The organism is Taylorella equigenitalis ATCC 35865, assembly GCF_000276685.1.
In the GTDB taxonomy this organism is placed as follows: Bacteria; Pseudomonadota; Gammaproteobacteria; order Burkholderiales; family Burkholderiaceae_B; genus Taylorella; species Taylorella equigenitalis.
Genome location: NC_018108.1, coordinates 1,169,489 through 1,182,410 on the forward strand (window position 1 = coordinate 1,169,489; position 12,922 = coordinate 1,182,410).

13 protein-coding genes are annotated in these 12,922 nt (G+C 37.6%); 1 reads left to right on the forward strand and 12 read right to left on the reverse strand.

Annotated elements, in window-relative coordinates:
* Positions 1-8 precede the first annotated feature (8 nt).
* From dnaB to xseB, 9 genes are all read right to left on the reverse strand, one after another.
* On the reverse strand, positions 9-1,424 hold the full coding sequence (dnaB, locus tag KUI_RS05340; protein ID WP_013521270.1) for a replicative DNA helicase: 1,416 nt from the start codon (positions 1,422-1,424) through the stop codon (positions 9-11).
* 99 nt (positions 1,425-1,523) lie between these two features.
* Complete coding sequence (gene rplI / locus KUI_RS05345) at positions 1,524-1,976, reverse strand: 50S ribosomal protein L9 (protein ID WP_013521271.1); 453 nt, start codon at positions 1,974-1,976, stop codon at positions 1,524-1,526.
* A gap of 11 nt (positions 1,977-1,987) precedes the next feature.
* Positions 1,988-2,263 (reverse strand): 30S ribosomal protein S18, encoded by a 276-nt coding sequence (gene rpsR / locus KUI_RS05350; RefSeq protein ID WP_013521272.1) that lies wholly within the window; start codon positions 2,261-2,263, stop codon positions 1,988-1,990.
* Between the two features lie 38 nt (positions 2,264-2,301).
* Entirely contained in the window at positions 2,302-2,592 is a 291-nt protein-coding gene (gene priB, locus KUI_RS05355) for a primosomal replication protein N (protein WP_013521273.1), read from the reverse strand.
* Positions 2,593-2,606: 14 nt separating this feature from the next.
* Positions 2,607-3,086 carry a 30S ribosomal protein S6 gene (gene rpsF, locus KUI_RS05360; protein WP_013521274.1) on the reverse strand — a complete coding sequence of 160 codons (480 nt, stop codon included), beginning with the start codon at positions 3,084-3,086 and terminating at the stop codon, positions 2,607-2,609.
* A 145-nt stretch (positions 3,087-3,231) separates the two neighbouring features.
* Complete coding sequence (gene folE2 / locus KUI_RS05365) at positions 3,232-4,035, reverse strand: GTP cyclohydrolase FolE2 (RefSeq protein ID WP_013521275.1); 804 nt, start codon at positions 4,033-4,035, stop codon at positions 3,232-3,234.
* Positions 4,022-5,890: a 1-deoxy-D-xylulose-5-phosphate synthase gene (gene dxs, locus KUI_RS05370; RefSeq protein WP_013521276.1), complete on the reverse strand. Its 1,869-nt coding sequence runs from the start codon at positions 5,888-5,890 to the stop codon at positions 4,022-4,024. Before dxs ends, folE2 begins: the two co-directional genes overlap by 14 nt.
* 2 nt (positions 5,891-5,892) lie before the next feature.
* Entirely contained in the window at positions 5,893-6,804 is a 912-nt protein-coding gene (locus KUI_RS05375) for a polyprenyl synthetase family protein (RefSeq protein WP_014840475.1), read from the reverse strand.
* Positions 6,773-7,042 carry an exodeoxyribonuclease VII small subunit gene (gene xseB, locus KUI_RS05380; protein ID WP_013521278.1) on the reverse strand — a complete coding sequence of 90 codons (270 nt, stop codon included), beginning with the start codon at positions 7,040-7,042 and terminating at the stop codon, positions 6,773-6,775. The genes KUI_RS05375 and xseB overlap by 32 nt, the downstream gene beginning before the upstream one ends.
* Before the next feature lie 115 nt (positions 7,043-7,157).
* On the opposite strand from xseB, the gene KUI_RS05385 reads away from it, so the two are divergent.
* A complete protein-coding gene (locus KUI_RS05385) occupies positions 7,158-8,291 on the forward strand; it encodes an aromatic ring-hydroxylating oxygenase subunit alpha (RefSeq protein ID WP_173546055.1) in 1,134 nt (377 codons plus the stop codon).
* 50 nt (positions 8,292-8,341) lie between these two features.
* Here the strand turns inward: KUI_RS05385 and hutI are convergent, their stop codons facing one another.
* From hutI to hutU, 3 genes are read right to left on the reverse strand one after another with little or no spacing between them, the layout of a single operon-like run.
* Positions 8,342-9,562 (reverse strand): imidazolonepropionase, encoded by a 1,221-nt coding sequence (gene hutI, locus KUI_RS05390; RefSeq protein WP_014840478.1) that lies wholly within the window; start codon positions 9,560-9,562, stop codon positions 8,342-8,344.
* 31 nt (positions 9,563-9,593) lie between these two features.
* Complete coding sequence (gene hutH, locus KUI_RS05395; protein ID WP_014840479.1) at positions 9,594-11,135, reverse strand: histidine ammonia-lyase; 1,542 nt, start codon at positions 11,133-11,135, stop codon at positions 9,594-9,596.
* Positions 11,136-11,140: 5 nt separating this feature from the next.
* A complete protein-coding gene (gene hutU / locus KUI_RS05400; RefSeq protein ID WP_014840480.1) occupies positions 11,141-12,832 on the reverse strand; it encodes a urocanate hydratase in 1,692 nt (563 codons plus the stop codon).
* Positions 12,833-12,922: the final 90 nt, after the last annotated feature.

Genomic DNA, 12,922 nt, shown 5'->3' on the forward strand with positions numbered 1-12,922 from the left:
GCTAGGAACTACAAAGTGTTGTAGTTGGGATTTGTAATAGCGTTTTCGAATTTGGTTATGTCTTTTTGGAACGCAAGTTTAATAGTCCCTATAGGGCCTGCTCTTTGCTTACCTATAATAAGTTCCGCTAAACCTTTGTCCAAACTGTCTGGATTGTAAACTTCATCACGATAGATAAACAGAATGGTATCTGCATCTTGTTCGATAGCACCTGATTCCCGCAAATCGGACATTATGGGTCTTTTATCTGACCTGTGTTCAAGACTACGATTTAACTGCGAAAGTGCTATGATAGGGCATTCCATCTCACGAGCTAGTTGCTTAAGTGATCGACTTATCTCTGATATCTCGGCTACTCGATTATCTGAGCGTTTAGTAGATCCAGACATAAGTTGTAAGTAATCGACCATTATTAAACCAAGCGACCCCTCTCTTGCTAAAAGACGTCTAGCCCTAGATCGAATGTCCAAGGGATTAAGCACTGGAGATTCATCTATAAAAACTTTAGCATCTGCAAGCTTTTTTGCAGCATCGGTAATTTTAGGCCAATCCTCTGCACGAAGATTACCAGTTCTAATTTTTAAATGGTCAACTCGTGCTATTGATCCTAGCATACGCTGCACAAGCTGAGATGAATCCATCTCCATACTAAAAACAGCCACGGGTTTCTTTTCGTTTATGGCAACGTTTTCCACGATATTCATAGCAAGCGAAGTTTTACCCATCGCAGGTCTGCCCGCAATAATAATAAGCTGACCTGGATGAAGTCCTGTAGTTTTACTATCTAAGTCAGCAAACCCAGTTTTAAGCCCCGTCACTATCGATTTATCTATTCTTGTACTTAGTACCTCAACTTCCTCCAAAACATCACAAAGAACATCGTCTATATTTTTAAAATCCGTAGTCTTATTGTTTATGTGTTGGGCAATGTTTAATATCCTACCTTCAGCTTCAACCAAGATTTCAGTAGCTTCTTTTCCGTGGGGATGATAGGAATCATCTATAGTAGATTCAGAGGCTTCAATAAGATTTCTTAATATAGATTTTTCTCGTACTATTTCTGCATATCGAACTGCGTTTGAAGAAGAAGGAGTGTTAAATGAAAGGTTTTGTATGTACTCCAATCCACCTACTTCTTCATCTTTGCCAGAATTTTTTAATGCAGTGTAAACAGTAATTACATCTACACTCCTATCAAGTGAACGCAGTTTTCGAATATGCTCCCAAATTATTTTATGATTAGAAAAATAAAAATCATCCTCGGTAACTATAGTTGATACTAGGTCAAAGGTATCATTACTAAGTAATAGGGCTCCAAGCAAGGACTGCTCGGCTTCTTCTGATTGTGGTGGAAGCTTTGTTTTTGGATTTTCTGAGATAGAAGTAATTTCCGATTCTGTTGGAGCACTGAATTCCGAAGACATAGAAAATGAAATGCAAAAAATTTATTTTATAGTAAAAAAAATCCCAAAGACAAAACCTGCTTTGGGATTAATAATGAGATTTAATTTAATTTAATTTAATTAAACCATCTCACCAATCACATTAACGATAATGTCAGCATCGACGTCAGCATGTAAGTGTAATGAAACTTCGTACTCACCAACAGCTTTTAGAGAACCTTGAGGTAAACGAACTTGCTGTTTGGTAACTGGGAAACCAGCTTCTGTTAAGCCCGCTGCGATATCCATAGATGTTACTGATCCAAATAGCCGTCCATCTACACCAGCTTTTTGGGTCATATCAAGTCGGTAACCATTAAGTTTTTCGCCTAAGGATTTCGCTTCAGCCAAACGTTCAGCTTGAAGTTTTTCAAGTTCGGCACGACGAGCTTCAAATTCAGCAATAGCTTCTTTAGTAGCTCTACGAGCCTTTTGCTGAGGAATTAAATAGTTACGTGCATAACCATCACGCACTTTAACTACCTCACCTAAATCACCTAATTTACCAATTTTTTCTAAAAGAATAACTTGCATATGAGAACTCCTTATTGGTGATTATCGGTGTATGGAAGCAAAGCCAAGAAGCGAGCACGCTTAATTGCAGTGTCTAGTTGACGCTGATAATTTGCTTTAGTACCTGTTAAACGAGCAGGAATAATTTTTCCTGTTTCAGTAATAAAATCTTTAAGAGTGTCGATATCTTTATAGTCAATTTCATCAACACCAGCTGCAGTAAAGCGACAAAATTTACGACGTTTGAACAAAGGATTTTGCTGTGTAAATTTGCTGCGTTTCTCTTTACCTTTTTTCATGAAAGCCATGATATTTCCTTTTTATGTGAGCTGTCTAAGACAACCAATTAAATCTTTTTAAATGACTGAATCTGTAATTTAAGTTTGCTTGAATTTTTTCTAGTTTCGCTTAGAAACCCTACTACTTCCAACTTAGTCCCTACATCTAACTTTGATAAATCCTCAGCTATAGTATCTACGGCTTGAGCCAAAATTTTAAAATTTAATTTTCTACTTAAGCTGAATGTTTTAACTTCAGAATCATGCTCTAAAATTAAATCTAAAATCGGAATTTTAGCTGGAGAGAATCTGATATCTGCGACCTCAATAATTACTCCATCGAGGCGAACAATATTCAAGACTAAACCCCAAATTACTCGTTAGAGTCCTCATCTGACACAGAATCTGAATCCATATCTGAATCAGAGTTAGAGCCCATATCAGCATCAGCTTGATCAGAATCTTCAGCCGAATGGTTTGCTTTAGAACTATTTCTATCTTCAGCAGAGGCTGCTTTGCGAGATTCTTCGCGTTCTGTTGATTTCATCATAATTGATGGTTCAGTGACTGCAGCTTTTTGCTTAATAACAAGATGACGCAAAATTGCATCGTTATAGCGGAAATTATTTTCTAATTCGTCTAAGGTTTCTTGATTACACTCGATATTTAAACAAACATAGTGTGCTTTAACTAACTTTTGAATAGGATAAGCAAGAATACGACGACCCCAATCTTCAGATCTGTGTACCTGCCCACCGTTAGATTTAATTAAAGCTGTATAGCGCTCTGTCATAGCAGGAACTTGCTCGCTTTGATCAGGGTGCACAATGTATACGACTTCATAGTGACGCATAAAATTAAATACTCCTTTTGTGGATTAAAGCCCGCTTAAAATTTATAAATCAAATCTTAAGTCGAGCAAAAGAAAAACTAACATTTTATTAAAAATAATCTTTAAAATCAATAGCTTTTCATAAATCTTTAGGACAATAAACTATTTATGTTGTTTTACTAGATAAATAGGCAAAAGCTGAATGATTATGTATAGATTCAAAGTTTTCAACCTCTAATTCAAAATGACCAATACCATCTAGATTAGATAGGGCTTTTGCTACGTCACGTATCAAATCCTCTACAAACTTGGGGTTATCGTATGAATGCTCAGTTACGAACTTTTCATCAGAGCGCTTTAATAACCCCCAAAGAGGGCTAGAAGACTCAGCTTCTACAATATCTATAACACTCTCCCATTTTTCACAAAATTCTCCATGTATGGTAAAAGTTATATGAGAGCGTTGATTATGAGCACCGTAATCAGATATTTCCTTAGAGCAAGGACATAAACTCATAACTGGCACCAAAACTTTAACGCTAGTACTAAAAGAATCAGTTGATTCCTGATATGAAACAATCCACGTAACTGAATACTCAAGTAAGCTTAAAACTTTAGATACAGGTGCTTCTTTTTCTACAAAAAAAATAAAACTAGTTTCAATAAAACCTTTGTTAGCCTCAAGTTGACCGACCATTTGCTTACATAATGTTTTGAAACTTGAAATTGTGAAACTGTAATTTTTGTGATTTTGCAAAAGATTAACAAATCGGGACATATGAGTTCCCTTTTTGTTAGCAGGCAATTCCACCGCTAAAGACCATTCTCCCACAGTTGAAAAGTCTCCAGAATTACTGGTTACTTTGAGGGGATATTTAATTCTTTTAATACCTACTTTTTGAATAACGAGTTCTCTTAGATCGTCTCGATTCTGAACATCAGGTATGTCGTAATTATTAATTTTTAACATTAATCTTAGATATGAAATCTTCTATGGATTTAATGATACCACTGGCATCAAGCCCAGCCTCAGCCAATAATTGCTTTTGATCACCATGGTCAACAAAACTATCGGGCAATCCAAGTTGTAATAAAGGTTTTGTAATACAGGATTTATTAAGAAATTCACTAACTGCACTACCAGCTCCACCTTGAATTACACCCTCTTCGATTGTTACAAATGCCTTATGTGATAAGGCTAATTCCTCAATAACTTTAGTGTCTAATGGTTTTACAAATCGCATATCAACAACTGTGAATTTTTTACTTGCTTTAAGTACTTCATGAACCAAAGGACCGAAGCACAAAATTGCAATATCGGAACCTTTTTGTTTTATATGAGCTTCACCTATATTCACAGTTTCGAGCTCGTAAGATACTACATTGCCAACACCAGCACCGCGCGGATATCTAACAGCAGATGGACCCTCATATTTATAACAAGTAGTCAGAAGTTTTCTACATTCATCCTCATCCGAAGGTACTGATATAACCATATCTGGCAAACAGCGCATAAATGCAATATCAAACACCCCTGCATGTGTAGCTCCATCAGCACCTACAATGCCCGCTCTATCAATAGCAAATGTCACATCTAAATTTTGAAGCACGACGTCATGTATAAGCTGGTCATATGCCCTTTGTAAAAAGGTGGAATAAATAGCAACAACAGGTTTATATCCAGAACATGCCAAACCACCTGCAAAAGTGACTGCATGTTGTTCTGCAATTCCAACATCAAAATATCTATCAGGAAATTTCTGCTCGAACTCAACTAAACCGCTTCCCTCTCTCATAGCTGGAGTTATAGCAATTAATTTAGGGTCAACAGAGGCTTGATCGCATACCCAATCACTAAATACATCTGTAAAATTAGTAATTTTTTTTGAGGAACTTAAGACACCTACTGATCGGTCAAATTTACCTGGACCATGATAGAGTACAGGATCATTTTCTGCTAACTTATACCCATACCCCTTTTTAGTCACTACATGTAAAAACTGCAACCCCCCTAGTTTTTTAAGATTACTTAAGGTTGGCAATAAGGCTCCCAAATCATGCCCATCAATTGGTCCAGAATAATTAAATCCGAACTCCTCAAACCAAGTCGCAGGACTAATAATACCCTTAGCATGCCCTTTTAGCTTACGAGCCAATTCTAATACTGGACTAGGCATTCTCTCAAGCATAGCTTTGCCAAAAGCATGAGCATCCCTAGCTAAGCTTCCAGATAGCAATCGAGTTAAATACTTGTTCAATGCTCCAACTGGCGGAGAAATAGACATATCATTATCGTTCAAAATAACAATAAGATTGATACCATCGACTGATGCAGCATTGTTTAAAGCCTCAAAAGCCATTCCCGCACTCATAGCACCATCCCCTATAACCGCTATGTGCTGACGATCTTCATGATTTAAATGGGAGGCAATAGCCATGCCTAAAGCAGCTGATATTGAAGTTGATGAATGAGCTGTCCCGAAAGCATCATATTCTGATTCTGACCTTTTAGGAAAACCTGAAATACCCTTTGACTGTCTAAGGGTAGACATTCTATCTCTTCTGCCAGTTAGAATTTTATGTGCATAAGATTGATGACCTACATCCCAAATTAATTTATCATCTGGAGTATTAAATACATAATGAAGGGCTACCGCTAATTCAACAGTACCTAAATTAGACGAAAGATGTCCACCTGTTTTAGATACTGATTCTAGAATAAATTCCCGTAGCTCTGAACAAAGGGGATAGAGCTTGTAGGATTCGAGCTTACGTAAATCCAGTGGCGTGTCAATTGTTTTTAATATGGAATCAAAGGTGGTCATTTTTAAAAATTTCTCATTATTATGTAATGAGCTAATTCCTTTAATCGATTTGAATTAGGGACAGATTCAAGGGATTTTAAGGCATTCCCATATAATGATTTAGCCAAGTTTCTAGCCTCATCCAAACCTAAAATAGTGACATAAGTTGGCTTATTGTTTTGCTGATCTTTTCCAGCTGTTTTACCTAGTGTATCACTATCCTGAGTTGCATCTAAAATATCATCAACTACTTGATATGCAATACCTATGTATTCAGAATATCTTTTTAATTCTTCATAATAAAGAGAAGAATCTTTGAATAGAATAGACACCACCTCAACGCAGGCCTGAATTAAAGCACCTGTTTTTCTGCTATGCATATCCTTTAGTGCTTCAAGGTCCATATGATTAGATACATTTAAAATATCAATCACCTGACCACCAACCATACCAGTGGCACCTGTAGCACTTAAAAGCTCTTTTGTACTAGATACTAGCAATTTATAATCTATATGCGAACCAAGTAAGTGCTCATAAGATAAAGGTTGTAATGCATCTGCCGCAAGCAATGCCATAGCCTCACCATATTTAACATGACAAGTCGGTCTACCCCTACGCAGATCATCATCGTCCATACAAGGTAAATCATCATGCACTAGCGAATAGGCATGAATCAGTTCGATAGAACATACGACCCGGCTTATGTAGTCGTCATACGAATCAGGGGATGTGGTCTGAAAAACCTCATAAGTAGCAAGAACTAAAGCCGCTCTAAGTCTTTTACCTGGACCCAATGTTGCATATCTCATAACCTCCAACAATTTGGGCGGAACATCATGTAAAGAAGAAAATATTTCTTCTAGATGTCTATTTGAAAATTTAACTACTTCTTCAAGCCAAGAGTCAAAATGGGATGTCTTCGAAACTAGAATCATTAGTTTTTTTATTTTGTTCTAATGGTTGGATAGAGCCGTCTTCTTGCATAACGCCTATTTGCTTTTGTGCATCATCTAATTTGCTCTTGCAAATTTCAGCAAGCTCCATGCCCCTTTTATATTTTGCAATTGAATCTTCAAGAGAAAGTTTTCCACTTTGCATATCTCTGACGATAGTATCAAGTTCGCTTATAGCATCCTCATATTTAATAGATGTTGCTTGTTCATCTATATTCATAACCATCTCCATGAAGTAAATGATTATTTTAATATAAAATACTAGTTATTTTGGCTCACTCAACATGACCCTTGGTGATGAGTGTTTTTTAATTTTTAAATCGGGGGGAACCGAAATGTCCGTTAAGGAAACCAATCTTTCATTAGGCGAATCAACTCTTCCAGTAGCCGCTTATTTCGATGAAAGCCACTTCGCTCTAGAGTTGGAGCATATATTCAAAAAATCTTCTCAGTACGTAACCCATGAAAAAACAGTGCCTAATCTTGGGGACTGGTATACATTGCCACAAGATAATGCTGGTCGTGTTTTAGTTCATAATGAAGCTGGTCCTCAGCTCATATCAAACGTCTGTCGTCATAGACAAGCTCTTATGCTTGGAGGTCAAGCTGGAAATGTGACCGACCCTAACCTATCTAGAGGAAATTTATCCGAGACAGGAGGTAATATTGTGTGTCCTCTTCATAGATGGACATATAACAACAAAGGTGAACAGATAGCAGCTCCACATTTTCCAGAAAATCCCTGTAAGAATTTGACTCCGTTTGAAGTTAAAAACTGTCATGGCTTATTATTCGAGGGTGTTCGTGAACCTTCAGCTGATATGAAGCAATTATTTGAGTTACCCGAATTTGATTTTTCAGATTATGTTTTCGATCGGGCAATTGTTCATGAATGTAATTACAACTGGAAAACCTTTATTGAGGTATATCTAGAAGACTATCATGTCGAACCATTTCATCCAGGACTTGGTAAATTTGTTAGTTGTTCGGATTTGCAATGGGATTTTTCAGACTGGTATAGTTCTCAAAGAGTTGGTGTTCATCAAGCACTCGCTAATCCAGGAAGTCCAACCTATCAAAAATGGCATGATGCATTGCTTAATTTTAGACAGGGAGAAGCTCCTAATTTTGGTGCTGTATGGGTTACTTATTTCCCTACTCATATGATTGAACTTTATCCTCACGTATTAGTTCTATCTACACTTTATCCAAAAGGTCCACAAAAAACACTTAATGTCGTTGAGTTTTACTATCCAGAAGAGATTGTGGCCTTTGAGCGTGAATTTATTGAAGCCCAGCAAGCTGCATATATGGAAACTGCAATTGAAGATGATGAAATTGCAGAGCGTATGGATCAGGGTCGCCTAGCCCTATTGAATAGAGGCGTAGAGGAATACGGACCTTATCAATCACCATTTGAAGATGGTATGGAACACTTCCATGCTTGGTACCGAAAAATAATGCCCTAAATCTATAAGGTCCTCAAAATTAGTTGAGGACCTTTTTTATCACCACCAAATTATTCAATGGTAGCAAAAGAATCACTACGTGGCTTAATCCCCATCATATAGCTGATGTCCGCAGGTCTTTCTATATCCCAAATTATATAATTAGCACTTAGACCAATATCTATTTTACCCATATCCGACCAACCCAAAGCTTTGGCAGCATTTATAGTAGCCCCTGCCAATGCTTCTTCAGGTGTAAGACCAAATAGTACACAAGCCATATTCATAGAAGTTGGAAGAGATAAGTTTGGCGATGTGCCAGGATTACAATCAGTTGATACGGCCAAAGGCACCCTTGATTTTCTTAAAGAATCTATAGGTGGTTTTTGAGTGTCTTTTAGATTATAAAAAGCTGAAGGAAGCAAAACGCCAACAGTACCAGACGCCGCCATTGCTTCTACTCCAGCATTACTTAGATGCTCTATATGATCACATGAAAGCCCACCATAAGCCGCACATAAGGCACTGCCTTCCATATTACTTAACTGCTCAGCATGTAACTTGACGGGCAGATCCAACTCCTTGGCTTTATCGAAAACCTTTTTAATTTGATTTTGATTAAAAGCAATATTTTCCATAAATCCATCAACAGCATCTATAAGCCCTTCATCATTAAGAATTTCCATCCACTCACAGACTTTATTAATATATTCATCTTCGCAATTTTTATATTCTGGTGGCAATGCATGTGCTGCTAGATAAGTTTTCTGTACCAGAATTTCATGACTTTCAGAAAGTTGTCTAGCGACTTGCAGCATTTTTCTTTCACTTTCGAGATTCAGTCCATAACCAGATTTAATTTCAACCGCTCTAACACCATACTCTGTCATTTGTGTTAGTCTAGCTTCTGACTCTTTGTAAAGCTGGTCAAAACTAGCCTCTCTCACACTTTTTACAGTCGAAAGAATACCTCCTCCAGATTTTGCAATCTCCTCGTAACTAGCTCCATTTAGGAGCATTTCAAACTCATTGCTACGATTACCCGAATATACAATATGCGTATGGCAATCAATAAGAGAAGGTGTGATCCAAACTCCAGCCGCATCAAAAGTATTACATACTGAGTCATTAACTTTAGGTATTGGATTATCAGGACCACCTATAGCAGAATATTTTCCATCCTCAATATATAGCCAACCACCCAGAATTTGCCCGTAGGGGTTTCCAAGACCATATCCAAACTTTTCGTTAAAAGTAACGATATTCAAATTTTTGATTAATTTACTGGACATTACCTCCTCCTACTGTACATGGTCGCTACTTCTAATTAGAAAACCAATTTTCGTACAACTCTGAATTAATATTTTTCACCTTTCCAGAAAGAATTAATTGCTTAGCTGCTTCTATATCAGGAGCAAATAAACGATCTACTTCATAAAAGTCGACCTCACTTCTAAGAAGTTTATAGGTAGAATTCAAATCCTCTCCTAAATCATTTTTATTTATTAAATCTATACCCTGTACTGCCCCCAATAACTCAATACCAATAATGGTGGCTGTGTTTTGAGCCATAGTGAAAAGCCTACGTGCTCCATATGTAGCCATGGAAACATGATCTTCTTGATTAGCTGATGTTGGTATACTGTCCACACTACTAGGGTGGGCAATGCTTTTGTTCTCGCTAGCAAGTGCAGCCGCAGTTACATGGGCAATCATGAAACCAGAATTAAGACCTGCATTTTGCACTAAAAACGATGGAAGCCCAGATAAATTTTTATCAATCAACATAGCAATTCGTCTTTCGCTCATGGACCCAAGCTCACATAAAGCCAATGCCAAAATATCAGCCGCAAACGCCACAGGCTCCGCATGAAAGTTTCCGCCAGAGATGGCTATAGGCTCATCACCATCAAATATTAATGGATTATCTGTGACAGCATTCGCTTCTGTGATGAGCGTATGTCCAGCTTGATTGATAATATCTAAACACGCACCTAAAACTTGTGGTTGGCAACGTAAGCAGTATGGATCCTGCACTCTCAATACATCACTTGGATTAGAAGTGCAAGCATTTGAATTTTCAAGTAGCTTCATATAAGTTTTAGCAACTGCAGACTGTCCATGATGCCCTCTAACTTCATGAATTCGATAATCAAAAGGAGAGCTAGATCCGCGTGTTGCCTTAACTGTAAGGGATCCTGTAATAACAGCCGATGCAAGTAAATCTTGAGCTAAAAAATATCCTCGTATAGCTAATGCTGTAGAAACTTGAGTACCGTTAATTAAAGCTAGCCCCTCCTTCATTTGTAACTTAATAGGCTTAAGCCCACACCGTTCAAGCACTTCTTTTGATGGCAATAACTCTCCATCCAAATAAGCACTACCTTCCCCTATCATAGTTAGTGTCATATGAGATAAGGGAGCTAAGTCACCTGATGCTCCCACAGACCCTTTTTCAGGGATATCTGGAATAATATTATGATTAATCAAATTTATAAGACTATCTACGACCTCTCTTCGTACACCTGATGCCCCCTGAGCTAAACTAGCAACCTTCATAACCATAATCAATCTAACAATATCATCTGGTAATGAATCTCCAGTACCCACAGAGTGTGAAAGAATTAAGTTTCTTTGAAGATTTTCTAAATCTGAATCAGCAATTTTAGTATTAGCTAATAACCCAAATCCCGTATTAATTCCATATACACTAGTTTCGTTTGATATAAGATTTTTTAGTGCCTCTCGATTATTTTCTATGATTTCATAACTTGATGAAGGAAGAGATACTTGTACAGGACCTTCGTATACTGTTCGTAAATCTTTAAAAGTTAATTGTCTTGGATTTATTATTATTTTTCGCATTTAATTTACTCCACAGAAGGAAGATTTAAACCATATTCTTTAGCAGTTTTTATAGCAAGCTCATATCCAGCATCGGCATGCCTCATTACCCCGCTTCCACAATCGTTAACTAATACATTTGCTAGTCTTTTAGATGCCTCCTCTGTTCCATCAGCAACAATAACCATACCTGAATGCTGCGAGTACCCCATACCTACTCCACCTCCATGATGCATACTAACCCAAGTAGCTCCACCAGCTACATTCAACATACCGTTTAAAAGTGCCCAGTCGGAAACCGCATCTGTCCCATCTTTCATACCCTCAGTTTCTCTATTTGGGCTTGCGACAGAACCAGTATCCAAGTGATCCCGACCAATAACAATAGGAGCCTTTAACTCTCCACTTCTAACCATTTCGTTAAAGGCTAAACCAGCTATATCGCGCTCTCCAAGCCCTAGCCAACAAATACGAGATGGCAATCCCTGAAACTTAATTCTTTCTCTAGCCATATTTAACCAGTTATGAACATGTTTATTTTGTGGAAATAATTCCTTAATTTTCGCATCGGTTTTATAAATATCATTAGGATCCCCTGACAATGCCACCCACCTAAATGGCCCCTTACCCTGACAAAAAAGAGGACGAATATATGCTGGTACAAATCCAGGATAACTAAACGCATCCTTAATACCTTCATCATAAGCAACTTGACGAATATTGTTCCCGTAATCTGTTGCTGGAATACCCATATCTAAAAAATCTAAAATAGCTTGCACATGAATAGCACACGATTTAGAAGCTTCATCTCTTAGTTGCTTGTGCATATCTGGATTTTCTTGAGCATCTCTCCATTGTTTTACACTCCAACCTATGGGCAAATATCCAAATATAAGATCATGGGCTGATGTTTGATCTGTAACTAAATGGGGTTTTATCTCTCCATTTTGGGCACGTTTTACCATCTCGGGGAGAACTTCAGCAGCATTGCCAAGAAGGGCGATTGATATCGCATCCCCAGCATCTGTGTGTTTTTTTATAAGCTCATATGCGTGATCTAAATCCCGTGCCTGAACATCTATATAACCCGTACGCAATCTAAAATCTATGCTAGATTGCTGGCATTCAATTGTTAGAGAAACGGCCCCTGCAAATGTAGCAGCCAAAGGCTGAGCACCACCCATCCCTCCTAATCCTGCAGTCAAAATCCATTTACCCTTCCAATCATCGTTGTAATGTTGCCTACCAGCCTCGGCAAACGTTTCATACGTACCCTGCACTATGCCTTGAGTACCAATATAAATCCAACTACCCGCAGTCATCTGACCATACATAAAAAGGTCTTTGCGGTCGAGTTCATTAAAATGCTCCCACGTAGCCCATTTGGGAACTAAGTTTGAGTTGGCAATAAGTACACGTGGAGCATTCTCATGTGTATTAAAAATACCTACTGGCTTTCCAGATTGCACTAATAAAGTTTGATTTTTCTCTAGGGATTTTAAGCATTCTAGAATCCTGTCGAAGCTTTCCCAGTTTCTCGCAGCTCTACCAATTCCGCCATAAACAACTAAACTTTGAGGATTTTCTGCGACATCGGGATGTAGATTGTTTTGAATCATCCTAAAAGGAGCCTCAGTAAGCCAACTTTTACAATTTAGTTTAGTTCCGATCGGGGCTTTGATAATACGATTTTTATCTGTTCTGGTAAATGTACCCATGATATAACTCAATGTTAAATTTGTATATACAAGTAAATTTAACATATATTTCAGTTGTAAATTAGCTATTTATACTAGGTAAAACCATAA

Coding starts and splice junctions, on each gene's coding strand:
- dnaB (WP_013521270.1), bottom strand. CDS start 1,424: ATGTCTTCGGAATTCAGTGCTCCAACAGAATCGGAAATTACTTCTATC.
- rplI (WP_013521271.1), bottom strand. CDS start 1,976: ATGCAAGTTATTCTTTTAGAAAAAATTGGTAAATTAGGTGATTTAGGT.
- rpsR (WP_013521272.1), bottom strand. CDS start 2,263: ATGGCTTTCATGAAAAAAGGTAAAGAGAAACGCAGCAAATTTACACAG.
- rpsF (WP_013521274.1), bottom strand. CDS start 3,086: ATGCGTCACTATGAAGTCGTATACATTGTGCACCCTGATCAAAGCGAG.
- folE2 (WP_013521275.1), bottom strand. CDS start 4,035: ATGTTAAAAATTAATAATTACGACATACCTGATGTTCAGAATCGAGAC.
- dxs (WP_013521276.1), bottom strand. CDS start 5,890: ATGACCACCTTTGATTCCATATTAAAAACAATTGACACGCCACTGGAT.
- KUI_RS05375 (WP_014840475.1), bottom strand. CDS start 6,804: ATGATTCTAGTTTCGAAGACATCCCATTTTGACTCTTGGCTTGAAGAA.
- xseB (WP_013521278.1), bottom strand. CDS start 7,042: ATGAATATAGATGAACAAGCAACATCTATTAAATATGAGGATGCTATA.
- KUI_RS05385 (WP_173546055.1), top strand. CDS start 7,158: ATGTCCGTTAAGGAAACCAATCTTTCATTAGGCGAATCAACTCTTCCA.
- hutI (WP_014840478.1), bottom strand. CDS start 9,562: ATGTCCAGTAAATTAATCAAAAATTTGAATATCGTTACTTTTAACGAA.
- hutH (WP_014840479.1), bottom strand. CDS start 11,135: ATGCGAAAAATAATAATAAATCCAAGACAATTAACTTTTAAAGATTTA.
- hutU (WP_014840480.1), bottom strand. CDS start 12,832: ATGGGTACATTTACCAGAACAGATAAAAATCGTATTATCAAAGCCCCG.